Origin of the sequence: Paraburkholderia sp. SEWSISQ10-3 4 (assembly GCF_030464785.1) — a bacterium.
Classification (GTDB): domain Bacteria; phylum Pseudomonadota; class Gammaproteobacteria; order Burkholderiales; family Burkholderiaceae; genus Paraburkholderia; species Paraburkholderia aspalathi.
The window spans coordinates 146,451-172,388 of record NZ_JALPRI010000009.1 but is presented as its reverse complement, the minus strand read 5'-3'; the positions used below and the strand labels follow the sequence as shown (position 1 = coordinate 172,388).

At 58.1% G+C, this 25,938-nt stretch carries 20 protein-coding genes and 1 pseudogene; 15 read left to right on the top strand and 6 right to left on the bottom strand.

The window, feature by feature from the left end; all coding sequences use genetic code 11:
* The first annotated feature begins 128 nt into the window (after nucleotides 1–128).
* The 5 genes from M0D68_RS19345 (at nucleotide 129) to M0D68_RS19325 (ending at nucleotide 4,970) form a co-directional block, all read left to right on the top strand.
* Nucleotides 129–341 carry a DUF6516 family protein gene (locus tag M0D68_RS19345; RefSeq protein WP_266225044.1) on the top strand — a complete coding sequence of 71 codons (213 nt, stop codon included), beginning with the start codon at nucleotides 129–131 and terminating at the stop codon, nucleotides 339–341.
* A gap of 123 nt (nucleotides 342–464) precedes the next feature.
* On the top strand, nucleotides 465–845 hold the full coding sequence (locus tag M0D68_RS19340) for a hypothetical protein (protein ID WP_266225012.1): 381 nt from the start codon (nucleotides 465–467) through the stop codon (nucleotides 843–845).
* A gap of 1,350 nt (nucleotides 846–2,195) precedes the next feature.
* Entirely contained in the window at nucleotides 2,196–3,215 is a 1,020-nt protein-coding gene (locus M0D68_RS19335; protein WP_266225010.1) for an integrase domain-containing protein, read from the top strand.
* A gap of 103 nt (nucleotides 3,216–3,318) precedes the next feature.
* Complete coding sequence (locus M0D68_RS19330; RefSeq protein WP_266225008.1) at nucleotides 3,319–3,873, top strand: hypothetical protein; 555 nt, start codon at nucleotides 3,319–3,321, stop codon at nucleotides 3,871–3,873.
* A gap of 224 nt (nucleotides 3,874–4,097) precedes the next feature.
* Nucleotides 4,098–4,970, top strand: coding sequence for a hypothetical protein (locus M0D68_RS19325; RefSeq protein WP_266225006.1), 873 nt, complete (start codon nucleotides 4,098–4,100; stop codon nucleotides 4,968–4,970).
* A gap of 998 nt (nucleotides 4,971–5,968) precedes the next feature.
* Here the strand turns inward: M0D68_RS19325 and M0D68_RS19320 are convergent.
* On the bottom strand, nucleotides 5,969–6,316 hold the full coding sequence (locus M0D68_RS19320) for a hypothetical protein (protein WP_266225005.1): 348 nt from the start codon (nucleotides 6,314–6,316) through the stop codon (nucleotides 5,969–5,971).
* 209 nt (nucleotides 6,317–6,525) lie between these two features.
* Between M0D68_RS19320 and M0D68_RS19315 the strand changes: the two genes are divergently transcribed.
* From M0D68_RS19315 to M0D68_RS19305, 3 genes and pseudogenes are all read left to right on the top strand, one after another.
* Entirely contained in the window at nucleotides 6,526–7,344 is an 819-nt protein-coding gene (locus M0D68_RS19315) for an integrase domain-containing protein (RefSeq protein ID WP_266225042.1), read from the top strand.
* Nucleotides 7,345–7,394: 50 nt separating this feature from the next.
* A complete protein-coding gene (locus M0D68_RS19310) occupies nucleotides 7,395–7,574 on the top strand; it encodes a hypothetical protein (RefSeq protein ID WP_266225003.1) in 180 nt (59 codons plus the stop codon).
* A 286-nt stretch (nucleotides 7,575–7,860) separates the two neighbouring features.
* Nucleotides 7,861–7,989 (top strand): annotated as a pseudogene (locus M0D68_RS19305) (UDP-glucose 4-epimerase); the annotation flags it as partial.
* Nucleotides 7,990–8,141: 152 nt separating this feature from the next.
* Here M0D68_RS19305 and M0D68_RS19300 read toward each other — a convergent pair.
* Nucleotides 8,142–9,638, bottom strand: a complete 1,497-nt coding sequence (locus M0D68_RS19300; protein ID WP_266225002.1) for a hypothetical protein — start codon at nucleotides 9,636–9,638, stop codon at nucleotides 8,142–8,144.
* Between the two features lie 184 nt (nucleotides 9,639–9,822).
* Nucleotides 9,823–11,376 (bottom strand): methyl-accepting chemotaxis protein, encoded by a 1,554-nt coding sequence (locus M0D68_RS19295; protein WP_093636340.1) that lies wholly within the window; start codon nucleotides 11,374–11,376, stop codon nucleotides 9,823–9,825.
* Between the two features lie 269 nt (nucleotides 11,377–11,645).
* Here M0D68_RS19295 and M0D68_RS19290 point away from each other — a divergent pair, with 269 nt between their 5' ends.
* Complete coding sequence (locus M0D68_RS19290) at nucleotides 11,646–12,746, top strand: glycosyltransferase (protein ID WP_054041755.1); 1,101 nt, start codon at nucleotides 11,646–11,648, stop codon at nucleotides 12,744–12,746.
* Nucleotides 12,747–12,821: 75 nt separating this feature from the next.
* Nucleotides 12,822–13,823: a glycosyltransferase family 9 protein gene (locus M0D68_RS19285; RefSeq protein ID WP_266225001.1), complete on the top strand. Its 1,002-nt coding sequence runs from the start codon at nucleotides 12,822–12,824 to the stop codon at nucleotides 13,821–13,823.
* A 70-nt stretch (nucleotides 13,824–13,893) separates the two neighbouring features.
* On the opposite strand, the gene M0D68_RS19280 is transcribed toward M0D68_RS19285, so the two are convergent.
* From M0D68_RS19280 to M0D68_RS19270, 3 genes are read right to left on the bottom strand one after another with little or no spacing between them, the layout of a single operon-like run.
* The gene (locus M0D68_RS19280) at nucleotides 13,894–15,780 is read right to left on the bottom strand and encodes a nucleoside-diphosphate sugar epimerase/dehydratase (protein WP_200621934.1); all 1,887 of its coding nucleotides are present in this window, start codon (nucleotides 15,778–15,780) and stop codon (nucleotides 13,894–13,896) included.
* Between the two features lie 11 nt (nucleotides 15,781–15,791).
* Nucleotides 15,792–16,814, bottom strand: coding sequence for a glycosyltransferase family 4 protein (locus M0D68_RS19275; protein WP_266225000.1), 1,023 nt, complete (start codon nucleotides 16,812–16,814; stop codon nucleotides 15,792–15,794).
* 10 nt (nucleotides 16,815–16,824) lie between these two features.
* Nucleotides 16,825–17,784 (bottom strand): SDR family oxidoreductase, encoded by a 960-nt coding sequence (locus M0D68_RS19270; RefSeq protein ID WP_266224999.1) that lies wholly within the window; start codon nucleotides 17,782–17,784, stop codon nucleotides 16,825–16,827.
* A 606-nt stretch (nucleotides 17,785–18,390) separates the two neighbouring features.
* Here M0D68_RS19270 and M0D68_RS19265 point away from each other — a divergent pair.
* From M0D68_RS19265 to M0D68_RS19245, 5 genes are read left to right on the top strand one after another with little or no spacing between them, the layout of a single operon-like run.
* Complete coding sequence (locus M0D68_RS19265; RefSeq protein ID WP_211605841.1) at nucleotides 18,391–19,368, top strand: glycosyltransferase family 4 protein; 978 nt, start codon at nucleotides 18,391–18,393, stop codon at nucleotides 19,366–19,368.
* 4 nt (nucleotides 19,369–19,372) lie between these two features.
* Entirely contained in the window at nucleotides 19,373–21,547 is a 2,175-nt protein-coding gene (locus tag M0D68_RS19260; RefSeq protein ID WP_266224997.1) for a glycosyltransferase family 2 protein, read from the top strand.
* 4 nt (nucleotides 21,548–21,551) lie between these two features.
* Nucleotides 21,552–23,894 carry a glycosyltransferase family 4 protein gene (locus M0D68_RS19255; protein ID WP_266224996.1) on the top strand — a complete coding sequence of 781 codons (2,343 nt, stop codon included), beginning with the start codon at nucleotides 21,552–21,554 and terminating at the stop codon, nucleotides 23,892–23,894.
* Entirely contained in the window at nucleotides 23,891–24,958 is a 1,068-nt protein-coding gene (locus tag M0D68_RS19250) for a glycosyltransferase family 4 protein (RefSeq protein WP_266224995.1), read from the top strand. The genes M0D68_RS19255 and M0D68_RS19250 overlap by 4 nt, the downstream gene beginning before the upstream one ends.
* Nucleotides 24,955–25,938 (top strand): glycosyltransferase family 4 protein, encoded by a 984-nt coding sequence (locus tag M0D68_RS19245; RefSeq protein WP_266224994.1) that lies wholly within the window; start codon nucleotides 24,955–24,957, stop codon nucleotides 25,936–25,938. The genes M0D68_RS19250 and M0D68_RS19245 overlap by 4 nt, the downstream gene beginning before the upstream one ends.

Genomic DNA, 25,938 nt, shown 5'->3' with positions numbered 1-25,938 from the left:
AGAGTATGGCATTTGACGCCATAGTCGCGGATGGCATGATGCGCCATATGAATAAGAATGCGACTTTACTGTTTGAGGACCGGTCAGCATACTCGGACGGAGCGCCCCTCGAAATGCGAATCTGACGCCTGCCGGACGCGGACGACGAAAGACCACACGGCCTGAAGTACAGTCTGTTTTATGGTCGGGATGGCGAGCGAATCATCGGTTGCAACAATGAGCGGAGAACGGGAGACCACTGGCATTATCGGGACCGCAAAGAGCCCTACACCCTAACCACAGCTGGACAGATGGTGGCTGACTTTATAGATGATGTGGAAGGCGAAAGGAGCCGGAAATGAACAAACTGAATGTACATTTAGGCACCTTGCGCAGCATGGGCGACCGCTTCATCAATGCCTGGAATCGTGCGGAAACAGGTGATGACGTTAAGGAGCGGCACGTAACGTTCTTCACGTGGGAAGTTGACAGCGGCGCTCACGCCCAAGCGTCTGGAACTGCTGCGCCATCTGCACCGGGAAGGTGCGGAAAGTATCAGCGCCCTCGCCAAGACACTGGCGCGCGACTATAAGCGCGTCCACGAAGACGTCACGGATCTGGAAGTGGCTGGACTGCTCGTGCGCGAAGGCAATTGGCTGAGCGCACCGTGGGACACGCTGGTGACAGACGTAGCATTATCACAGGTAGCGCGGCAGCGTGTCCTGGCCGGGATATCCCGGGGATGGGAGGCCGGCCTCAAAATGGTCGGCTTTTTTTCAACCAACAAGCCGGCGGTCGAGCCCGTCAGGCGTGTTAACGGGTGGGCAACCGACTGGGAAAACGCCTTATTCGGGACGAGCCTTTAGAGGCTGACCGGCTGCCACCTGTAGGGTGCGATGTGTCGCTTTTTTGCGACACCATCTCGCGCACTCTCTCGCGCGCTCTTGCCAGCCGGCTTATTTATATGTTTGAATTTAGCTCATCGCAACTCCTTTATATGTTTGAATTTAGCTCATGTCGCAGTACCTTTTTTACAAAGCCTTGTATTAGGCATGACGCACCGGCTCCCGCCTGTTGTTCAGGGCTCGAATCGTAATCAGATTGGCGCGATGAACACCTTTGTCCATCCTTGCGAAATAAAACTAGTGGTCGTGGCTTATCTGACGGTCACGGATCATGAAAGTAAAAGCCGCGCTGTTACGGCTGAATAACCATAAAGATTGCAACAGTACGTTGGCGTGTTTGCGTGCGCGGGCCCTGTCAGCACTATTTTTCTCAGCAAGATGGACGTGAGAGACACAGCCATGTGGCTCTTCAACCGTCCAGACGTAAATCCTCGGTAGCAGCCGGGCCGCATGCACATGCGGCGGGCACGCATCGTTATGGCTGGAGCGATCCTGCCTGACAGCGCATCTATAAAACTCACCAGACCGCCTGCGTCAGCCGCAAGGCTGCACTCTGTTTGCTGCGGTCGATAAACCCTTCATTTTAAACGTATTACGTCGGGTGCGGCCCATAGCTGCGGCCAGGATAGTCATAAGTTGCTCCGCTTTCGCGGTAACGCAACTGACAGTCCGGTCGCCTCGGCTTCGAGCCCCGCCTTGCACCCGGCGTCTACATGCCGTTACTGGCATTTCTCCGAGCCCTGTTGCACGCAATCACTCCTCCCAGGACACGTTGTGTGCGTTCCGTGCAGATGGTCCCGCACGCACCCGCGGCTCCCTCCGATCCCCAGCAGACATTGCACTGAGAATCTCAAACCGGATCTCGCCGGTTCTCCCAACTTAACTCCAGATTCCCCTGCACATCAGCTCCATCAACAGCAACCGCAATCCCGGACGGCAGTGCGCTTCCCCGCAGCTCGGGGAGCGCCACCTCTGCCATTGGCATCCCTGGCCCCAATGCAAATACCTGCGAAGTCCGCACCCAGAGCTGCACCTGCTTTCCGCTGGATGAGTATGCCCACCCAGCTTTGCCCCGGAGTGACTGATGACCACTTGCATGCTGCCTCGCCCGCTTCACCCGCTTGACTCGCTTCATCCGTTACACAAACACCCGAGCCACGCCGCACCGCACCGCACCGCACAGTGCAGTGCAGTGCAGTGCAGTGCAGTGCAGTGCAGTGCAGTGCGAGGATTGCTGACTGACGATAGCTGTGCGTTTCCCCGCGCAGATACGCATGGGCCCGCCCGTGCAATCTCAAAAGGAGCAGAAAAATGAGCTGGCTTTCAAACTATATGCACGAGATCGGGTGCGGCAAGCGTAGAGCAAAGGGCGCCTTTGCGAGTCATCGCAACACGATGTGCGAATTCACTGCATTCGCCCGCTTCATGCGAACCCTCGATATCAAGCCCAGGCGCGTGAAGGACACACCCGAGCTCGCAATCCTCCTCTATGTCCAGCACTGCGTCGCGAGGGGTGTTGCGCCGGGAACAGTGCGCAACACGACCACGGAAATCCGGCGCGCCCTCAGCCGCGCCGGCCGGAATATTGACTATCTGACCAACGCCGCGATGGGAATTTCTTCGCGCGACCGCAACGGCCAGAAAAGGGCGTTACTGCCGTCTGAAGTCGATGCGTTCGTCGCGCGCGCCGCGCGATTGAACTTGGGGTTCGCATTGCTGCTTCAGCTGCAGCGCCTGCTGGGCCTCCGCCGACTCGAAGCGCTGCGCAGCGCGCCGGACCTTCAACTCTGGCTTGACTGCATCACTGCCGGCGACCACACCGTGCTAGTCACCCGCGGCGTAAAGGGCGGCAGGAGGCGAACGGTCACGATCCTCATGCAGCGGCGCGAAGAAACAATCCGGGTCCTGCATTCAGCTGTTCAGTATTGCAAAGCGAATGGTGGCCAACTGATCACGGGCCGCCGTAACTCGCTGGAGAGCGCTCTGAACAGATTGAAGGCATTCTATACCACCATTGGCATGACAGGACAGACGTCCTCCCATGCAGCACGTTATTCGTACGCACAGGACAAGGCGCTCGAATACCTCCAAAGCGGCATGGATGAACACGCGGCGCTCATTCACGTGAGCGCCGATCTTGGGCATGGACCATCCCGTCAATCCTTCACAGCTCGCGTGTACCTACGTGGAATTCTTCCGCATTTCTCACGAATCATGCAGGGAAGCCGGTTTATGGGTTGCTCACGGTACCTGAACGAAGTCCTAAGTGATCTGCGGAACCCGAATTCTGCCGAAAAGATGTGCAGAAAGTCTCGCTGGAAAAGAAGATGAAACCGGCAAGTGATGGTACGCGTGTGCGACGAGATATCCGTTTCAATTCGTCTTATATGGAATCCTCCTCAACCCATGTCAGAAAAAATCTACCGGGAGCACCGTGGTTCGCTTCCAGGAAAACGACGCACCCGGCACCAACGTGCATTACCTTTCCTTTGACCTTACCAACCACCTTCACGCTATCCACCCCCAACCCCAGGTGCCCATTCCTATGCATTACCCTGACCTGAAACAGCAGATCGACCTCACTATCAACTCTTACTCGCGAGGCGACGAGTTCACGCGGCTGATAAATCCCGCGTGGGAGATCTTTGACGCGTTTATCGCAAGCCAGCACGCCGCTGACCTGAAGAGCCTGGATGAAATCCCGACGTCGCTTTTTGCGCCGTTTGTCGCCCACTGCGAGCGCTCGCAGATGCCCGACTCCCAGCTTTTCATGGTACTCGCCGCGTTGCGCTCGCTACTGGTCCTCTCAGGTCGAGATCAGCGCGATCTTGCTGGCTTGGTGGCCCCGCGCAAGCGCAAACGGGTGAAAAACGCCGACGACGGTACGTATCAGTTTGAATATTTCCCCAAAGACTCTGGTGCAATCCCGGAAGACATTGCGGCGGACACCGGGAGCACGAGGAACAGCTCAAACGATGAACCTAATTAGCGATGAAAAGCGATGGCTATGGCTACCCACGCAACAGGACCCACCATGAAAAGTGACACCACCAATTCCAGCGCCCGGGGGCCGCCAGGCCCGATGGCTATCGACAGCGCGGCATTAAAACGACGTCCCGGCGAGTACATTGATCATCGCTGCGCTCCCAGCCAGAAGGGGCGGGAGCCAGCGTCAGGTCTGTTGCCAACAATCCAACTTACACACTGCCACAGATGAAACCACAATACATTCTTCTCACTGCACCGACCACGGCCGATAACCTCGAGACGACCTGCTCACTGGCACAGGCACAGTTTAGCGGGCAGGTAGTTACCGTCAGCAATCAGCGTGGCAGCAGCGCAAATGCTGAACCCGACACACATCGCTTCACACCGGCTCGCTTGGACGAAAGCTACAGGAAGCTTAGCTGCACATCCGGCCGCGCTATCCTCTGCATTGCCCCCTCCGGCTTCGACGCGCTGTGTGAATTTGCATGCGAAACGCCTGGAACGCTCGGCGACCTTCACAGCATCATCATCACGCTCACCCCTCGCGAAGAGTCGCAACGTGGCGCGATCACACAGATCGCGAAGCTGACCGAGGCGGGTATGACGCCAGGGCAACTGCGCATTCTGCGCACCGGTGTCCCAGCCATGAAGTCGGGTCAGGAAAACATGGGGTGGTTCGAGACCCTCGATACCTACCTCTCCCAGAACCCACAATTCATCAACTGCAGCCCGAACGCAGTAATTCAGGAGTCCAATGTAGTTTCGGCACTGGAGCGAGCCCACTTTACAATCGGTGACGCCATGCGGGAGACCGTCAACTATGAGTCGTTGCTGGCTGAGGCTCACAGCCAGGGCGCGGGCGAGGGTGAGCTGGCCGGGCTGGTCGACAGGATGATTCTCCAGAGGCGCTTTCAGGCACTCAAGCCCGCGCTCACACGAGCGCTCGACATGGTACTGCCGCAGGCCATCCCGTCTGTGACCTCCCACGAGCAAGCTGGCGAAGAACGGGCTGCCAAACCAGCCGCCATCGAAGTCGTGCCGGAGTCGACATCGGCGGGGCACTTTGCCTACGAACCACAGGGTTTCAAGCCGGTGTAGTTCGCTCACTTACCAGCGCGAAACATATGAAGTGAGCACGTGTGCCCTCACAGATGAAGCAAATCCGGAACGCGCGATTTTGCCGCCCCTCTGGATCACGGCTGATACTTGTACTGCCACACCTGCTGACCAACAGGGATTGCCCGCAAAACGTTGCTCGTCCACCGCGATCATCTTTGATGAGCTCGTGGTGGACGCCGACAATCACGATGGCAATACAACCCGGCATGCTGCCTGCGCTATCCGTCGGAGCACTATCCATCAGGGGCATCTCATCGAGGTCATCCGCGTCAACCCGGATCCCAGGACGCGCAGGAACGGCGCCATTGTTTGACGATCGTGGAAGGCGCACGATAAGCTGGTATTGAAAATGAAGATGCGGCATGCAAATGCGATGGATCGCCGTGTGGCCAACGCGGAAGGGAAATTCAGGAAGAGATGAGCGGAAAGATGCGTATGGCCATCCGCCCACCCCCTCACGGGGGTGGGCGTAAAGCGGGTGGCAGACTACAAGCTATTTTTTCCTACGCAGCCATCGCGCGACGACGACCAATGGCTGCACGCAGTCAAGGAACACGGCACGACATTCTGTCCAGAAGACATGCCGGTAGAAACCAAATTTTCGCATGTGTATTTTCTCGCTTGAGTTGATGAAAATCTCGCGCGTTGCGGCGGCTAACGGATTTGACCGTTGCACATTTTCTCGCAGCGTTCCAGACAATCGTGCGGCATCACGTCCGACGCTGGCAATGTGGGAGGGGAATGTACAATCCATAACACTATGGCGACGACACCGCCGCTTAATGTTGCCGTGACGATGGCGAGCAATGGAAGATCGATATCGCCGCCATCGGATGGAGAGAGACATTCAGCTAGTTTTCGTAAGAGATTCATTCGGATTCCATTTTATTGAGAATGAAAATGAGACTATTGCGCGGCCCAACAGACGGACAGCGGCCGCAATACCAGTCTCCCTCATGAATAACTGAATGCAAGCTTCACCAGCGCGTGTCACCGGAAGCTCGATAGGCAGGTTGCCGGTTAAAATAATCGTAGTCTTTAGACTGCTCACCAGGGTGCGCATTGCCGGGATAGGAGGCGTGATGCAAGCCATCACGAGAACAATCCGCTCGCCCCAGGAGCGATGCCGGTATGTGCGAACAATAGCCGTATCCACACGCGCAATAGTTCTCCTCCGATGTGCCAGTCTGCAAAAAACCACCAGCTTCAATGAGTCCACCCGAAGGCAGTTTTCCGTCCTCCCCGAGCGCCTCGTATCTCAGGTGGATGATCAGCACACCCATTGACTCATTCAAATCGGCCGTCGCTTCGCGTGGTCTGTCCATGAGGACCGCCCTCCTCAGTCTGGAGGGTGAACATTGCAACACTACGCGAATACCCTCGAAACCAAATGCGTAACACGCATCACACCCAAGGTAGATTAATCACGCATCGAAAACCACTCGCAAGTCCCATATGACCGTTAACGTCCGGGACAGCGGGACGCGATATCGACGAAGCGTGCGGCAACAGGAAACTCCGTTTGACACGAAGCGTGCGCAAAGGCACAAAGCGCGCTCAGACCGTCAGCGAAATTCAGGAACTGCTAGCGAGAGCGAGGCGCACCAACATTGGACTGATGCACATGATCTCGCTTGCGCTGCACCTTGGTCTACGGCGTAAAGAGGATTTGATGTGTCCACGCGATCTGCAAATGTGGCTTGACGCGCCTATGCATGGCGAGAGCAGCATTCCGCTCATGAGAGGAGCAAAAAAAGCGAGTCCAAGAGACGCGCGGATGGCCCAGAGCAACCGGCAGGATACGATCGAGGCAATCAGGTCAGCCTTGACCTACTGCCAAGAGCACGATTTCGAGCTGATCACTGGTAGCGGAAAAGCGCTCAAGTCAGCAATGAACCGACTAAAAGCGCTACTTCGTCGCGCGGGGATGGTCGGCCAGGTAAGTTTCCACTCTCTCCGCTATACGTATGCGCTAACGGCCGCTTCCGAAATGCTGGACTGCGGGATCGCACCATACGAGATACTGGTCCAACTCAGCGAATCGATGGGCCACGGACCGACTCGCGCGCAGATGATTCTCGAACACTATTGTCAACCTATCAAAATCAGGATCGAAGGCCATATTTCCCTTCCTTGGGACGAAGCTCACAGACGGCGCCCTGTGAATAAGCTCCCTCGCCCTGCTGCGCACAAGGAGGCCAAGCTTCGACACAGCGCCCTTAGCTGCTATCCCGTTGGCCGATCGACTCTCGGATGCGAACCGCATGATTCACGTCCGAAGAGCCGACAACGGCTCGAATTCGAGCTAGCGCATCCAACCCGGCCATGGAGTTTTTATATACAGTGGTCCTAATTTAAAAATCGGGTAATGCATTTCATCGATAAATTGGAAGCAATAGCACCATGAGCACGATCATGCTGGATGCGTGGCTGTCGCTCGAACAGTTTCTAGTCCAGTGCAGCAAACTCCCATCTCGACTCGAAGACATCGACGCAGCAACATTGGCCGGCTTCGCAGAGCGCCAATCGTCGGAATGCATAAACGTCGAACAATTTTTGATGATGCTCGCGGGATCAGGATGATTCTGCTGGTATCAGGTTGCGCCATAGAGCAGCTCGCGCCATTGAGCGTGCACGTAAAGCGACAACGACTCGCCAACGATAAGAACGGCAATTACCGCTTCGTGAAGGTACTCGCCGCGGCGGTGCGATAACTCGTGGCGAGCCGCCCTCTCTCGCCTCGATAAATCGTTAGAGTTTCGCAAAGGGGCCGCAGGCCGTCTTGTGGCCAGATCTTGGCGAGATCTGCACCAAATCAACGTCAGGAAACAGAGACTAAGCATGTCGACTCAACGTTTCACCGGCCAGCGTACCCTATGAGGTTTTGGTTCGTAGAGCGAGCGACGTGGCTTCGTGTTTTGACGATCCCGCAGCGGCTTTCGATATGCTCAACTGGCGCGCAAAGGTTGGGATCGAACGGATGTGTGCGGATCATTGACAGTCGATTAATCTGCCGGAGTTTGCGCAGACGTAGCGTTGGGGGCCGATCATCGGAGATTGGTTCCGCTTCGATCAACTCGCTCAATTTTCTATGAAACTTCGATGCCTCCGGGCGCGGTCGCATGCGCGCCCAGATAGCCATAAACCCATTTACTTCACGTCCCCTTGCGGATAGAAATACAGACCGGCGACATTAGCCGCACTGACCAACCCCGCCTTCGGCACCGCTGACACAAGATAGCGTCCACGAGCGGCGCTGATTTGTGCCTCCGTGCAACGCGCCGATTGCGAGAAGACAAGCTGCCAGTTCTGCGCGATGCAAAACCGCGTGGCTCCCTGACGCAGCGCATATACCTGCGTGCCCACCACGGTAGCCCAGAGGTGCTCCCAGTTCGCAGAACCGTCGAGATCGAACACAAGACCATCAGCCCCGAGTTGCTTGATCGCCGCGTAGACGGCCGGAATCTCCGGGTCGTTGTATTGAGAAACGTATTCAGGCGGCTGATGGATACGAACACCGGCGAAAACAGCCACGGCGACACAGGCGGCCACCGTCACACGGAGAGGCGCGGCCGTCACGTTGTCGAAAACGCGCTTAAATAGCAAGGTCAGCGCAAGCGCCGGCACCGCGTAGTAGAAAATCCCGACGTAGATGAACGAAAAATTGTCGACGCCGAAGACAGAATAAAAAAGGAAGCCGACCGTCGCGCTCGCCAATGACAGCACGATTGCTCTCTCCGACCCAACGCGGTCTTCACCCTCCCGCCCCGAATGGTTAGTCGCGAGGACGGCACAGGCGGCAGCGCCGAACAGAATCCCAAAGAGGCCGTTACTCCAGAACAGACCAACGAAACGTATCGCGTCGCCAAGATGGTTCGCGTGATGCACGCGGCCAAAAGCGGCATATTCAGCGACCGGTCCAGGAAAATGGAGAATGGTCTGGATCGCGAGCGGGACAAGAAACAGTGCTGCAATCACCACCGCGATCGCAATCGCCCGAAAATTCCCTACGAGATAGTCACGACTCAACACCCAATTGCCCCGCGTGTTGCCGGTCCGAGCATAAAGCCACGTATTCGCAACGACCGCACATGCGAGCATGATTGCGGCTATCCCGAAGAAGGACGCATGACCATTCAAAAGGAACCCCAGGCTGACCGCAAGCAGCACGAGTCCGTCCCGACGCCCCATGATCAAAGCAGCAAGGGCCACCGTAAAGGCGGCGAACGCAAAGTAGTAAAGATGCGGGAACCAGGTGCCCGCAAACGCCTGATAGTTGATATACGCGGTGACACCGACAAACAGAGCCGTGGTAGTCACGGCAGCCGGCATCGACCCTTGCATCCTTCGCAAAAGCACGCCGATCGATGCGATCCAGAATCCGGAAAGCAACGCCACCGCATAAATCTGCCCGGAGAACGGCGAAGTAACCCAGCGTGTCAGATCAAAAAATGCGGCCTCGCCGGCGGCGAGTACGTAAAGGAACGCGGGGCCCGGATGGTTAAATCCGATTCGAGAATAATTGCCGACCAACAGGCTGAATTGCTTGGCCTGAAGCACCAGCAGGGAATTCGCCGCAAAATCCCCGGTTTCGTGAAGCTGGACGGACGAGAAGGTCTGCCCGAACACGATGATAAACAGCGCCATGCAAATCGCTGAGACGACAAAAGCCACCCACCCCTTGAGCACGGCGCACCTGTTTTCAGGTTATTCGAATGCGGGGCTGTCTTTCGACGTCGTTCGGGCTACGCAACTCTTCGAATAGCCTCGCGAAATCAGCCGCAAGCGAAAACGGTTATGGAAAAACAGGATTGTAAATTAGACCGCCTTATCAAGCCTCATCGAGATGGAACACCGCAACGGCATCCTTCAGGATGATGACCTGCTCTTCGAGGGATTTTGCTGCGGCAGCGGCCTCCTCAACGAGCGCCGCATTGTGTTGCGTCACCTCGTCGATCTGTGTGATGGCCTTGTTGACCTGTTCGATACCGTCGCTCTGTTCATGCGCGGAAGCCTCGATCTCGTTCATGACGCCGGTGACGCGCTGAACCGCGTCCATGGCTTCGTGAATCGTCTTCTGTGCGTCGGACACGAGCGATGCCCCCTGCTCTACCTTGGCGGCCGATTCGCCGATCAATTCCTTGATTTCCTTCGCCGCCGAGCCGGAGCGCTGCGCGAGGCTACGCACTTCCGAGGCCACCACCGCAAAGCCGCGCCCCTGCTCGCCCGCACGGGCTGCCTCGACGGCCGCGTTCAAGGCGAGGATGTTGGTCTGAAACGCGATCCCCTCGATCATGCCGATGATCTCAGCCACCTTGCGCGATGATTCGCTGATCCCATCCATCGTCTCAGTGACGCGCGACACCACGGCGCCACCGCGCGTTACCGTGTCTAACGCACCCTGCGCCAACCGATTTGCCTGCTTCGCGTTATCCGCGTTCTGCTTCACCGTCGCCGACAACTGCTCCATGCTCGCCGCGGTCTGTTGAAGTGCCGCCGCCTGCTGCTCTGTCCGCGAAGACAGGTCGGCATTGCCTGCCGCAATCTCGTTGGCGCCTTGCGTAATCGCGGTCGTGCTGCCACGCACCTTTGCCACCGTCTCAACGAGGCCATCGCGCATCTTCGTCAATGCGCCGAGTAACTGGCCCATCTCGTTGCGCGACTTGTTTTTGATTGAGATCGTCAGGTCACCCGCCGCAATGCGTTCGAAGTGTTTTATGGTCGCATTGACGGGCTTGACCACCGCCGCCGACAAGCCGACCCGCGCCATCACACCGATCACGATAGAAATCGCGCCGATCCCCGCGAACAGTAGCGTCGCAAGCTGGAACCGCTGAGCTCCCTTCTCGGCCTGCTTGTGCTGGCTGTCCGTCTGCAAGCGCTGCAGCGCGTCGATGGCCTTCGAATAGGTCGCGTAGAAAGCGTTCGCGGTTTCGCCCTGGATGTTGCGGAAGGTATTGAAGTCGAAGTCGTTGAGCGCCTTGAACGCCGGCTCGATCGCCTTGTCGACGAGCGCGCTGCGCGCCTGCTCGACGTTCTGCGCGAGCTTCTTCTCGTCCTCGCTTGCGAACGGGCCGGTCATGTAATCGGCGAAGTCCTTGTTCGACTCGACCAGCACCTTATGCGCGGCCGGCAACAGGTCGTCCGTCTGCTTGCCGACGCTGAAGAGCGTCTGATAGGAGCCGAGCGCGAGCTGCACTTGCAGCAGCTTCTCGGAGCTCGCCTTCAGATGCGACAGCGCTGCGGCGCTGTGCTGGGTTTCGTCGAGGCTGCTATTCGCCAGTTTGAGCGCGCCGTAGCCGACGCCGATCACGGTCAGCAGGAAAACGACGAATACGCTAATCACTAGCGTCAGGCCGCCACGAATGGTGATGTTGTTAAGCATTGGTTCTCCGGAACGTCTCATTGATCGGCGGCGAACCCCGTGATGCGCCGGCGATCGTCTTTTTCGCCGGCAACCTACACCTCACCGCATCTAGGTTAACGGCCCTCGCGAGACCTCGCTGCATAGGTGGAATCCATGACAGGCGTGGCTTTGCGGGCTGTCAAAGCTTCACTATCTGGGATTTTTCGCCGGTTTGGCACGAGCGCTGCTTTTCTGGGCCTCATGCGTTTCGTTTGTATAATTCGGCGTCTTCGCTCAGGCCCACTTTCATGCTTAGTTTTGCGCTCGGCTTCCTCGTTTCACTGCTGATCACGCTGTTGATCGTGCGCTATGCGCATTTGCATGAAAAATTCTCGACCGATACCGATCTGGCCGGCGTGCAGAAATTCCATGTGCGGCCGGTGCCGCGCATCGGCGGGGCCGGAATTCTGGTCGGGCTGATCGTGTCCGCCGTGCAGTTGCATCACGCGTATCCCGCCGTCTCGGGCGGCATTCTGGGCCTGATCGCGTGCGGCATGCCGGCATTCGGCTCGGGATTGGTCGAGGATCTGACCAAGCGGGTCTCGCCGCTCGCACGGCTCGTTTGCACCATGGCGGCCGCCGCTCTCGCCTACTTCCTGCTGAATATCGCCGTGACGCGCATCAGCGTGCCGCCGCTCGACTTTCTGCTCTCGTATGCGGTGATCTCCTGCGCGGTGACCGTGCTGGCCGTCGCGGCGCTCGCCAACGCGATCAATATCATCGACGGCTTCAACGGCCTCGCTTCGATGGTCGCGTTCATGATGTTCGCTTCGCTCGCTTACGTGGCGTTCCAGGTGTCGGATCCAATCGTGCTGTCGGCTTCGTTCATGATGATGGGCGCGGTGCTCGGCTTCTTCATCTGGAATTTCCCGGCGGGGCTGATTTTCCTCGGCGACGGCGGTGCGTATTTCATCGGCTTCATGCTCGCCGAGCTTTCGATCATGCTGGTGATGCGCAATCGCGATGTGTCGGCGTGGTATCCGGTGCTGCTTTTCATGTACCCGATCTTCGAGACCTGTTTCTCGATCTACCGGAAGAAGTTCATTCGCGGGATGTCTCCTGGGATTCCCGACGGCGTGCATCTGCACATGCTGGTTTATAAGCGCTTGATGCGCTGGGCGGTGGGTGCGCGTACCGCTCGTGAGCTGACGCGGCGGAACTCGCTGACGTCGCCGTATCTGTGGCTGCTATGCCTGATCGCAGTCGTGCCGGCGACGTTGTTCTGGCGGCACACGCTGCATCTGTTCTGCTTTGTGGTGGTGTTTGCGGCGACTTATGTGTGGCTCTATATGAGCATCGTGCGGTTTAAGTCACCGAGGTGGATGGTGGTAAGGAAAGGGAAGCGATAGTCGAAGCACATATCTGCCTGAACGCAGGCGGCACGAATATCATCAGTTGCATCCATGAATCGCCAAGGGTCCGCAATGAACCGGCCTTTTGGCGTTATCCCGATCGACATGATATCTATTTCGTCCGTCAAGCGAATCGCCTTGATGCTTCTCTCCGGCCAGCAGCTTTTGATAGCTCATGCCGCGCCACAGAAAGTCAAAAAATTACTCTGGTATTACGACTGGGCCACGATCGGTGACTCCATTATGGATCTGTCACAGAGGCTTCTGATCGACCCGCACATATCCATCGATCTATGCATGCCACACGGTCCGGTGGAGCTTTTTGTCAGGGATGCCCGGTTCCGGCGTGTGTCCCGTTCGCTGGACGATTGCGATGCGCGGTACGACATGGTGATCGTCCAAAGCCTCACTACGAAAACCATCTTAAAGAAGATTCAATACCATCCGTTCACTCCATGGTTTTCGATCATGGGGCACCGCAGGGACGAGAATTTTTCGAGAATTCAGCTTTCGTACGAACAGATTAAGCGCGTGTTCAAATCGACGCTCGAATCTGGCCCGATCGCACCCACGTTGACGATCTCTGACCAGGGCGCCGGAAGCGCAGAAATATTTACGATTGCGGTCGCGGTGGGGGGCGGCGACAAGCGACGCAGGTACGAAAACTGGGCGATGCTTATCAAGCAGATTTCGTCGAGCTGGCCTAAGCAGGTCCCGAGCCCGCGGTTCATTCTGATCGGCACGGGCGAAATTGCGCTCGATACGGTGAGAGCGGTCCGTGACGACATTGCTTGCGGCCATGTCGAGTCTTACGTAGACCTGCCGAATATCGCCGCGGCAGCCGAGTTGATCAAGCAGAGTTCCTTTTTTATCGGCGCGGATGGGGGGCTTATGCATATCGCCGCAGCACTCGGAAAGCCCGGTGTCGCGATCTTCTGTCAAATCAAGCCTGAGTGGCGACTCCATGCCCAATCGACGATACGGACCGTTTCCGCTGAGCAGGATATCGAAAGCGTTCCGATCGAGAGAATCGCCAGCGAGGTAACTGATTATTGTCGCGAGTTGCTGCGGTAAACGAGGCTGGAAGGGAAGGCGCGCTATGGGGGCATCCGCGGGACACGGCACCCCCAAAGGCACGTAGGATCTAGGAGGCCCGCGTGACTTGCGTGACGCTGCCGACACTGCGCAAAGCCGGTGCGGCGGCCGGTTGATATTCCGGCACCCAGCGACGCAGGTCGCGGCGCACTTCATCGTCGCTCGGCACGCGATGCTGCATTAGCCAGGGCAGAAGGTTGTCGATGAAGCTGTCCGGCACTTCACGCGCCCGCGCGATACGCAACTTCGGATGCGGCGTACGGGTGGTGGTTTCGTCGTCCGCCAGCAATTCTTCGTACAGCTTTTCGCCGGGGCGCAGGCCGGTAAACACCACACGAATCTGCTCTTCCGTAAAGCCGTAAAGACGAATCAGATCATGCGCGAGGTCGGCGATCCGCACCGGCTTACCCATGTCGAGAATGAAGATTTCGCCGCCGTGCCCCATGCTGGAAGCCTGTAGCACCAGTTGCGACGCTTCCGGAATCGTCATGAAAAAGCGCGTGATTTCCGGGTGCGTAACCGTCACCGGGCCGCCGCGCGCAATCTGTTCCTGAAATTTCGGAATCACACTGCCTGCGCTGCCGAGCACATTGCCGAATCGAACGGTTTCAAACTGCGTACGTTTTGCGCCCTGCTGCAACGCTGAACAAGCCATTTCCGCAAGACGCTTGCTCGCGCCCATGACATTGGTCGGATTGACGGCCTTGTCGGTGGAAATCAAAACGAAATGGGCGACGTCGTGGCGAATCGCTGCGCGCCCCACGCGATACGTGCCGAGCACGTTGTTGCGCACCGCCTGCCAGGTATTCACCTCTTCCATCAGCGGCACGTGCTTGTAGGCCGCGGCGTGGAAGACGATATGCGGGCAGTAACGGCCCATCACCTGATCGAGAAGCAAGGAATCTTTCGCGTCGCCGATGATCGGCACTACCGATACTTCGGGATATTTATCGCGCAGCTCTTCGTTGAGGCGGTAGATCGAGAACTCGGAGACGTCGAACGCCACCAGCTGGACCGGCCCGTAGCGCAGAATTTGCCGGCACAGTTCAGAGCCGATCGAGCCGCCCGCGCCAGTCACCATCACGACACGGTTTTTAAGCAGCGCTTCGACGTGCTGCGTGTCGATCATGACCGGATCGCGGCCAAGCAGGTCTTCGAGATCGATCTGCCGCACGCGCGACAGGAAAGCCTGGCCTTGGGTAAGCGGCGTGAGCGCCGGCAACGTCATGGCGCGTACGCCTGCGCGCACGCACAGCGTGGCAATACGGCGATGTGCTTCTACCGAAGCCGAAGGCACCGCAATGATGACGTGCTCAACCTTCATTTCAGCGGTGATCTTCTGCAGATCGCTGATGGCGCCAAGCACGCGGTAGCCGTAGATTTCGCGACCCTGTTTGACCGGGTCGTCGTCCAGCAGACCCGCGAGGCGCCATTCTCCGGAACGTTTCAGCTCCCGCACCAGATTCGCGCCGGCGTTACCCGCGCCGAGCACCAGCACAGGCTTGCCCTGCCCCACGAGGCCACCGTAGCGATAGAACTCCTTCGCAGCGCGATACAACGCGCGCGAGCCGCCCATTGACAGGAAAAGCAGCATGGGCGAAACGATCAGGACAGAGCGTGGCACGACCGGGGCCGGCTGCAACAGCGCCGAGCCAATGACGACCACTACCGCACCGACCCCAATCGCCTTGGCGATTCTCACGAGGTCGGGCAGGCTGGCGAAGACCCACATGCCCCGATACAACCCGTAGCTGCGGAACATCACGGCATAGATCACCAGGACCCACACCAGTGCATGGAGTCCGCTCGACCAGAATGGGGCAGGCACGGGCCCGTTGAACCGGATCACGTAGGCCAGCAACCAGGCCAGCGCCACCGCACACAAGTCGAACGCAAACGCACTGAACGAAAGCCATCGGGCTTTGAATCTTTTCATTGCGCAGAACCTCAAGATTGCCCGGAACGGGACACATGGCGCCGCCAGTAGCGATCAATGAAAAGCCCGGCGAGCACGAGCACAGCAGCCCATGCGACGACGACAAGCCATTGATAAACCACAGCAATACCTAGTGCCCATAAAGCAAGCATTATGCCCGCGACCATGAACAAATACCAAATTCGGGCCGTTGATGCGTGCCCGAAACCGCCCTGCACCAGTCTTTGATAGTAGTGTTCCCGGTGCGCCTGCCAAAACTTTTCACCACGGAGCAGCCGTTTAAGCAGAGTAACCGACGCGTCACCGATAAAGGGAGAAAAACTTACCGCCGGGAACCAGATTGGCCACACGCCTTCGCGCCAACCCCAGTAGCCGAGGGCACCAGCCAGAAAGCCCAAGGGGATCGAACCCGCATCGCCGAGAAAAATTCGGGCGGGATGAAAATTGAACAGCAGAAACCCCGCTGCCGCTCCCGCCACCACCAGACAAGCCAGCGCCAGCGCGGGGTCCGGATGGGTTGAAATGGACGCGGCGATTGCGTAGCCGCCAAAGCCGAACAGGGCCATACCACCGGCCAGACCGTCCGAACCGTCCATGAAATTGTACAAATTGACCAGCCAGATGAGTAAGAACGCCAGCGCTGCCAGGGCCCACCAAGGTGCTGCAGCCGGGTAGACGACGATCAGCGCAACCACTGCCGCTGCGTGGCCGCCGAACCGGACTCGGGCGGGCAAACCGCGGCGGTCGTCGATTTGCGACAACGCGGCCAGCAGCGCCGCCAGCAGTGCGGGCAACCATAGGACGGGCGCCGCGAGCCAGATCAGGATCACGACCACCGGCACGATGCCCCAGCCGCCTACGCGCGGCGTTGGACGTGTGTGCAGCGAACGGTCGTTGGGGATGTCGGTGGCTAGACGCCAGGCCAGGCCCGTTCGGAGCAGAAACCATAGGATCCCCGCACATGCACACAGCGCTAGTAAGCCCCAAAGGAGCAGGTGCACGAAAGGAGCGGTAAAGAACGAAGCGATCGGCATTGAGGATGGTTCAGTGCGTTGAGCGGTACCAGGCGGCTGTCTCCAGCAAGCCATGTTCGACGGTATAAGGCGGGTACCAACCGAGGCGCTCGCGGATATGAGAGCTGTCGAGGCGTAGTTCACCGATCAGCCGGTCGACTTGGGCCGAGCGGCCGGTCAGACGGCCGGCAAGGCTCAGTAAACCCACGGGAACGGGTATCAGGCGCGCCGGCGCGTGCAGTTGGGTGGCGAGTGCCCGGGCCAGCTCTGAAACGCTTAGATCGCGGCCATCAGTTACATGGAAGGTCTCGCCAAGGGCGCGCGGGTCGGTTGTGCAGTGCACGAGCGCGTCGGCCAGGTTGTCGACGAACAGGAGGCTGCGACGGGCCGCAATTGAGCCGAGGGGCAGCGGAACGCCGTAAGCAATGGCACGCATCAGCTGCAGGAAGTTGGCGCGCACGCCGGGGCCGTAGACCAGCGGCGGGCGCACGATCACGATTTCGAGGCCCGATTCACGGCCGTAGTCGATCAGCGCGCGCTCGGCTTCGAGCTTGGAGATCCCGTAGGGATCGGTGGGCGCGGGTTCGTCTGCTTCGGTAATGGGCCGGCCGGCGCTGCTTTCGCCTACTGCTTTGATGCTGCTGACAAAAACGAAGCGGCGCGCGCCCGCGCGGCGGGCGGCAGCGGCGACACGCAAAGCGCCTGTGACGTTGGTGGCGCGATAGGCGGCGAAAGGATCGGCCGTCGTTTCGTGCTTCATATGCACGCGTGCTGCGAGGTGGATAACCGCGTCGCAGCGCGTTGCCACCGGCCAGCGTTGGTCGATGCCTTCGAAGTCGTTGGCGTCGAAGAGCCATTCGCGGACGCCTTCGACGGTGGTTTGCGGGCGGCGTACTACGCCGACGACGCTGTCGCCGCGCTGCAGCAATGCTCGGGATACCGCACGGCCGACGAAACCGTTGGCGCCGGTAATCAGCACACGTTGAGTCATCGGGCAGCGTCCAACTGGCGAAGTGACCACGCTCCGGCATGGATTACCGCGCCTACAAACGGCGGGACAGGCTGATGAGACACGATACAATCTGGCATCGGCGATGCTTCTGTGGAAGTCTGTTTGGGAAGCGTATTGTATGCGGGCAGCTTCCGCTGCAACCCGTTTCTCGTAAGCGTTAGGCGCTAAAATGCGCGAGTAGCAAACAGGCTGAAAGCACGGCGGAGTCTCGGGTCGTGATGATAAAACGGACGGGCCCCTCAGACGCCCGCTCGAACACTTCTTAACATCTCAAACATATTCGCGCATGTGGAATTCGCAGTTTAGGTCCGACGTGCTCGACGACAGCACAATCAACTTCGCCCCAGAGCGACGTGGAGGCGCGGCGACCCGCGCTCCGGTGAGTCGACACTTAGTTACCACTGTTACCACTGGGCTTTGCATCGCGCCGCCGCGCGTACGTCCTGCGACGTGCCGACCGGATCGCCATCAGGCATCTTACGGATCGCCGTTCCGCGCCGCGTGATCGCGAGCGCATCACGCGCGCCTGTGCGCTGGCAGAGATTGTCGATCTGATTAAAAGTTTGAGCAGATAGAGTCCCATTCATGAAAGTGCTGTTCGCCACTTACCCAATGGCCTTCCACACCCCCGGAGGCGGAGAAATACAGCTGCTTGCGTATCGCAAGCATCTACCCGCGCACGGAGTGGACGTCACGCTGTTCGATCAATGGAACCCACGGTTCCTCGAACATGACGTGGTCCACTTCTTCTCGTGCGTCGGCGGCTCAGTCCATTTCTGCAACTTCGTTAAGCAGTTGGGCTTGCCCCTAGTGGTCTCGTCCAGTCTGTGGGTGACGGAAGAGACCAAGCATCTCTATCCGATCGGCGAGATCCATCACCAGTTTTCGTTGGCGGACCGCGTCGTTGCGAACTCCGACATCGAATGCGAGACACTCGCACGGATCTTTGACCTCCCACGAGAAAAATTCGTCACGGTTCTGAACGGCGTCGAGGAAAGCTTTTACGAGCCGGTCGCGCCCGAGCTGTTTCGCAACGAGTTCAAAATTCACGATCGCTTCGTGCTGAACGTGGGCAACATCGAGCCACGCAAAAACCAGTTGGCGCTGGTCAAGGCGATGAAATCGTTCCCCGAACTCAAGCTCGTTCTGATCGGCCACCAGCGCGATCCGGAATATGCGAAGGCGTGCTTCGCGGAGGGCGGTGACCAGCTCATTTACGCAGGCACGTTAGCCCACGATTCGCCGGCGCTTCGCTCCGCGTACGCGGCATGCGAAGTGTTCGTTTTGCCGAGCACGTTGGAAACACCGGGGCTCGCTGCACTCGAGGCTCATGCAGCGGGATGCCCCGCCGCGGTGACTGAGGTGGGGTCGACACGCGAATACTTCGGCGACGAGGTGGAGTATCTGGATCCCTCAAACGTCGACAGCATTGTTGACGCGATACGCCGAGCAGCAAAACCGCGAGGTTCGCGCACGACGCTCGCCGCTGAGGCTCACCGTCGACACCTGAACTGGCAAACGGTGCTCACTCAATTAGAAACGACTTACCGCTCCCTGGTGTGAGAATATGAAATTTCAGTTGCGTCCTTTAAAGAACGTTGAAAAAACGTCGAGTGCGGCTCTTCCGTGGCTAGCGATCAACAACGATCCGCAGTTCTGGATCAAAGGCTGGAAGAAGATGGTGGGCAGACATGCCCGGATCTCCTTTCAGCTGCAGACCGACAAGCTGCCGGCGTCGCCTTGCGTCCTTTACTACGACGCAGGCCACGGCATGTCTGAAGCAACGGCCATCTACATGACGGTCGGTTCGGACGGCACGGTCAAACAGGATCTGCTTCTGCCCTTCACCACGAACGCGTTGCGCCTGGATCCGATCGCACAGGCCGGTCTCTTCTCCATCAGCAATTTCAACATTGAGCTTCTGGCGCGTGAGGTGCCGTTCGTTCTGCATCGGCCACGCCACATGCTGGCTTCGCAACCAAGCGTTGTCGCAAACACACCCGCGCCTGTGGCCGACGGCCGTCGCGACTACCCGAAGTGGATCAAGTCGCACGAGCCACAACGCTCCGCATACACCGCGCTGCGCAAGCGAGTGTCGGGCTGGAAGGACAAGCCACTATTCAGCGTGCTGATGCCGACCTACAACACGCCGGAGCGCTGGCTTCGCAAGGCAATCGATTCGGTCATCAACCAGGTGTACGACAATTGGGAGCTTTGCATCGCGGACGACAACTCCTCCGACCCCAGCGTTCGAAAAACGCTTACGGAGTACGCGCGCAAAGATCCTCGCATCAAGGTCACCTACCGCACCACGAACGGCCGCATCAGTGCTGCGAGCAACAGCGCGCTCGAACTGGTCACGGGTGAATTCGTTGGCTTGCTGGATCACGATGATGAACTTCACCCGCTCGCTCTGTTTTGCGTCGCAGAAGCATTACAGGAGCATCCGGAAGCCTCGTTGATCTACTCGGACGAAGACAAGATTTCGGTGGACGGCGTGCGTTCCGAACCGTACTTCAAGCCGGCGTTCAACTACGACCTGTTCCTTAGCCAGAACATGATCACGCACTTCGGCGTGTACCGTGCTTCGGCAATGCGGGAAATCGGCGGATTCCGCGACGAGTTCAATGGCTCGCAGGACTACGATCTGGCGCTGCGATTCCTTGACTACTGCGGCGAAGGTGCGATTCATCACATTCCGCGCGTGCTCTATCACTGGCGCGTACACCCGCAAAGCACTGCATCCACGCATGAAGCCAAGCCGTATGCACACATCGCGGCGATGCGTGCAATCGACGAGCACTTGCAGAGAAAAGGCGTAAAGGGCCATGTCGAACCGGCGCCCGGAGCAAGCGGTTACAACAAGGTGTGCTACGAACTCCCGGACGCACAACCGTCGGTCGAGATCATCATTCCGACGCGCGATGCTGCTCGTCTGGTTGAACAATGTGTGGCGTCGATTCGCGAAAAGACCACCTATAAGAACTTTCGCATCACGATCATCGACAATGGTTCGGTCGAGCCGGCAACGCACGAACTCTTTGCCCGCTTGCAGGCAGACGGCGTCGTGACAGTGAAGCGGGACGATGCCCCGTTCAACTACTCGGCACTGAATAATCGCGTAGGGCTTGCGAGTACAGCCGATTTCGTCTGTCTGATGAACAACGATATCGAAGTCATCACACCGGAATGGCTGAGCGAAATGGTATCGCTCGCGCTGCAACCGGGCGTGGGCTGTGTCGGCGCGAAACTGCTCTATCCGAACGACACACTGCAGCATGCCGGCGTCATTATCGGTGTCGGGGGTGTTGCCGGTCACTCGCACAAACATAGCGCCAAGCCTCAGCCGGGTTATTTCTCGAGAACACTGCTTCGCAGTTCGATGTGCGCAGTGACCGCCGCCTGCCTCGTGGTACGGCAATCGATTTTCAAGCAGGTCGGCGGACTCGACGAACAGCTACAGGTCGCGTTCAACGACGTCGACTTCTGCCTGCGCGTTCGCAAAGAGGGGTATCGCAATGTGTGGACCCCTTATGCCGAGTTGTATCACCACGAGTCTGCGACTCGCGGATACGAAGACAATCCGGAGAAGATCGCCCGATTCAATCGGGAAGTCGCGTACGTGCAGAACCGCTGGGGTGATTTCTTGTTGAACGACCCATGCTACTCGCCGAACCTGACGCTGGAACACGAGGACTTCTCCTTTGCGTGGCCTTCCCGAGTTGCCGATCTGATTCAGTAAACAAATGACAAAAACAACCGAGTGGCTGGATCAAGCACGACACCCGTCCGAAGGTGAACGATTCGCGTTGCCCAGCGCCGTTTACTTCTTGCTTAAGTTTCGTGCCGATCTTGCTGAGTTTTCCTGCAAGACGCTGACCGACCGGATCGCACTGTATCTGTGGTGGGAATCCGTCGCGCGTACAGACTACCCGGACTTCGACTGGAAACCCCGATCGCAAGACCTTGCTTATGTCGAGCAACTCGACAATGCAACGCTGATCTCGGAACACCCCCGAAGCATTGCATATTGGCTGAAGAGCACAGCGCCGAGCATTCTGGACGGAAAGCATCTGACCGCAACTTTGCTTGAGCCGGCCGATATCGACGGGCCAAGTGGTTTCGACTTACCTGCGTTCCTTTCGGTAATCGTCGAAAACCGAACCGATTTGAAACAGGTTTTTGACCTGACGACCGTTGCCGGTCGACTGGGGTGCGTGAGCTGGTGGCAAGAGCGCGGCCAAGTCGAATACCCGAGGATCGCCTGGTCTCCGGCAGAGATCTTTCACGCGCTTCTCGAAACACACGAAAGCAGTAATGCCGACGAAGTGCCGTGCCCGCGTCTGCTGCACCTCATCAGAAACGAACGCGCCGATTTGCGGCAAGCTTACGACCTCGAGACCTTCGGTGGTCGAATCGCATTTCTGGGCTGGTGGCGCGATCACAGAAAGGACCAATACCCGAGCATCAGATGGATACTTTCTGGCGTGCCTGAGGGTCTCTTTGAGCTCGAGGATTCCGATAACGCCACAGGGATCCCTCTTCCCCGTTTTCTGATTCTGATGTGTCGCGACCGGGCTGATTTGCGGCAGGCGTTCGATCTGAAAACATTGACTGGACGCCTGGCCGCGCTGACCTGGTGGGATAGCGAAGGACAGTTCGCCTACCCGGTTATCCAATGGTCGACAAACACCCTCTTGCCGACCTTGCTGGCATCAGAGTCGGCCCCCGGAACACCCGCGTCTGCCGTCCCCCGATTCCTCGAATCGATCCGGCAGGACCGCGCTGATCTGACCGCGACATTTGACACCAGCACGGAGGCCGGAGCAACCGAGCTGGTACGCTGGTGGCAAAACCACGGCAGAAACGAATATCCCACTCTGGGTTCGATCTCCATTGCTACCGTTAGCGCCAATTCTCACGGCAGCGGCAATCAATACGTTATGTCGATCGAGCGCGCCTGGCGCGCCCGCCCGTTCGGGGTCAACATTGTCGGATTTCCGCAGGGCGTGCTCGGGCTCGGCGAAGACGCAAGAATGGCGTCGAAAGCTCTTGGGCTCTCCGCGATCCCATGCGCGCTGATCAATGCGCCCATGGCAGGCCCAGCGAAACTCGATACGTCCGTCGACCACCTCCTAAGCGTCAACCTCAAGTACGGGTTGAGCGTCTTTTGCCTGCCGCCGCCCGAAATGCTGCGACTTTCGCTCGAGGGCGGACGCAACCTCATTGAGGCTGACACGTACAAGATCGGTGCGTGGCCGTGGGAATTGCCACAGTGGCCGAGCGCCTTCGGCCAGCTTCATCGGCTCGTCGACGAAATTTGGGCGCAGAGCAGGTTCGTGCAATCGGCATTCGCGAGACAAGGGGACACTGCAGTCCATCACGTTCCGATGGCAGTGAACATTCCTGCGCCGGTGAATCCCGACCGCAGCCGGTTTGGCTTACCGTCCAACGAGTTCCTGTTCTACCTGATGTTCGACGGCAATTCGTGGCTGACGCGCAAGAATCCAATCGCCGGGATCCATGCGTTTCAGAAAGCATTTGGCGCCCAGACCTCCGGCGTCAGCCTGATCGTCAAAGCGATGAATGTGCGAGACAGCGATCCGACGTGGCGCGCAGTGTGCGAACTCGCTGCACAGGATCCTCGAATCCGCATCGTCTCGGAGCGACTGAGCCGTCAGGATACGGTCGATTTTATGGCCGCATGCGACGCTTATATCTCGCTCCATCGTAGCGAAGGGTTCGGGCGCGTAATTGCTGAGGCCATGCTACTGGGACAGCCTGTCGTGGTAACGAACTTCTCGGGAAATGTGGATTTCTGCGATGAGCAGACATCCTTTCTTGTGGATGGAGATCTCGTCCCCTTGCGCGCAGGCGACTATCTGTTTTACGAAGGTCAGTACTGGTGCGATCCCGACGTGTCGGCCGCGGCGGAGCAGATCCGTACAGTCTTCGAAGACAAAGACCGCCGGAAACGCGTTGCCAAGACCGGACAGGCGCGTATTGTCCGCGACTATTCTATTGAGGCAGTCGCTCGTGCATACGCCGATAGACTGGCGGAAATCAAAGCGGGAGTGGTGTCTCCATGAGAGTGCTGATCTGCGCGCCAGACATCTTCAGCGGCGACGCTGTCGGAAACCATTGCCTCGGCGTGGCTCGAGCTGCGCGGCGGCTTGGCTTCGCTGCGGAGTTGTACGCACAGAACCACGATGCCGCTAACGAGAGAGTGCATCCTCTCAGCGAACTAACTTCCGCGGTTCAGCCCGACGATGTCCTCTTCCTAAGCTATTCAATTTTTGATCCGAACCTAGATCAGATAACAAAGTTGAAGTGCAAGAAGATTGGCTATTTCCATGGCGTAACAGATCCGGAACTACTGCGCGCTTTCGAACCACGCACTGCTCAATTGTGCCAGGACGCGCTCGCGCAGTTACCCGCCCTCGAAGCCTTCGATTTACTCGTTGCGAACTCGCATTTTTCCGCGCAGGCGCTTGAAGGCGTCGCGGGGCATGCATCGATTGAAGTTGTCCCGCCTGTCTTCGCCGACATGCCCGCATTCAGCCGCAATCCGAACTCGCGCAGCGCACCGCGCGCGAACGCCGAATTGCTGATGGTTGGCCGCGTCGTTCCACACAAGCGGATCGAAGATGGCATCGAGATTCTGCACAGGTTACGCAACCTCGGCGTGCCTTCAACGTTGTCGGTCATAGGCAGCATGCCGAACTATGACTACTCGAAATACCTGATTAACTATGCTCGCAGACTCGGCGTGCTCGACCACGTCGATTTCAAGGGCACGCTCGATGACTGCGATCTGCTTGATTGTTTCGAACGATCAGCTGTTCTGTTGGTGACCAGTCGTCACGAGGGGTTTTGCGTGCCCGTACTTGAAGCGATGCATTATGGGAAGCCCGTACTCGTGCGTGCGGGCACGGCAGCCGAAGAGTTGTGTCTCGCCGAAAGCGTATTGCCGGATGACGCGCCTGCCGATTCATGGGCGACGCTGCTCGCGCAATTGGTCGATGTCACCGGGGGCAAGGCCGGGCAGTCGCGCGAAATCTACTTGAATCGCGCCAAGGATATCCTTCTGAAGACCAGCGATGAAGTGTGGCGCAATCTGTTCACACAGCTTGCGACCGGGAGAACGACATGACGGGTTTGAAATTCCTGCTCACCACGTACAGCACAGCATTCACTGTAAGCGGCGGAGGCGAGTCCGAGCTCGTACAGGTCGCCGAAATCATGAAGGCTTCCGGTGTTCATACGGACATTTACGGCATCGGCAGCCGGCCACTCAGTTTCTACGACGGCATCATCCATTTCTCGGTACACGCCGACGGAGAAGCCATTCTCCGAGAGGCCAAACTTAAGAACAAGCCTGTCTTTCTTTGGCCGAATGTCTGGTGGACCGACGCACCAACCGCTAACGAGGTTGCGAGAATTGCCGAGATCACACGTGGCGTGCACAAGCTGTTATTCAAATCACAAGCGGAACTCGCCAACTTTATGCAGTATGTCTCCGTACCGGAGGACAAACTCCTGGTGGTTCCGACATGCGTTTCCGATCGCTTTCTCGCACCAGCAGACAACGACCTGTTGTCGACGATCTGCAATGCGACTAACTTCGCGCTATGTCTCGGCCTGATTGAACCGATCAAAAACCAGTTGCAACTGATCCGGGCGTTGAACGAGCTTAAGCTCGAAGGCGTGTTCGTCGGCGGTGCGAGAGACGACGAGTATTACCGGCAATGCGTCAAGGAAGCACACCCTGGCATCACCTTCCTACCCTTCGTGCAGCCATGCAGCGCGCTCCTGCGTTCGATCATTTCCAACTGTGCAGTCATAGTTGAAGCCAGCATCGATCCGCCAGGGCGTTCGAGCCTGGAGGGCGCGATCATGCGCAAACCGCTTGTTATTGGAGACGGCCCTTGGCAAAGGGAGCATTTCGCAGACGGTGTCTGGTATGCGCCCACCGATTCGGTACAAGGATTAGCAAAGGCGATCGAAGGCGCAATGACAGACGCGGATCGTGAATCGAAAATCTTGCAGACGTACGAGCGTGTGCTGGACCGGCATTCAGCTTCAACCATTGGACCACAACTCGCCGAGATGCTAGCAAGAGAAAGTATTTGA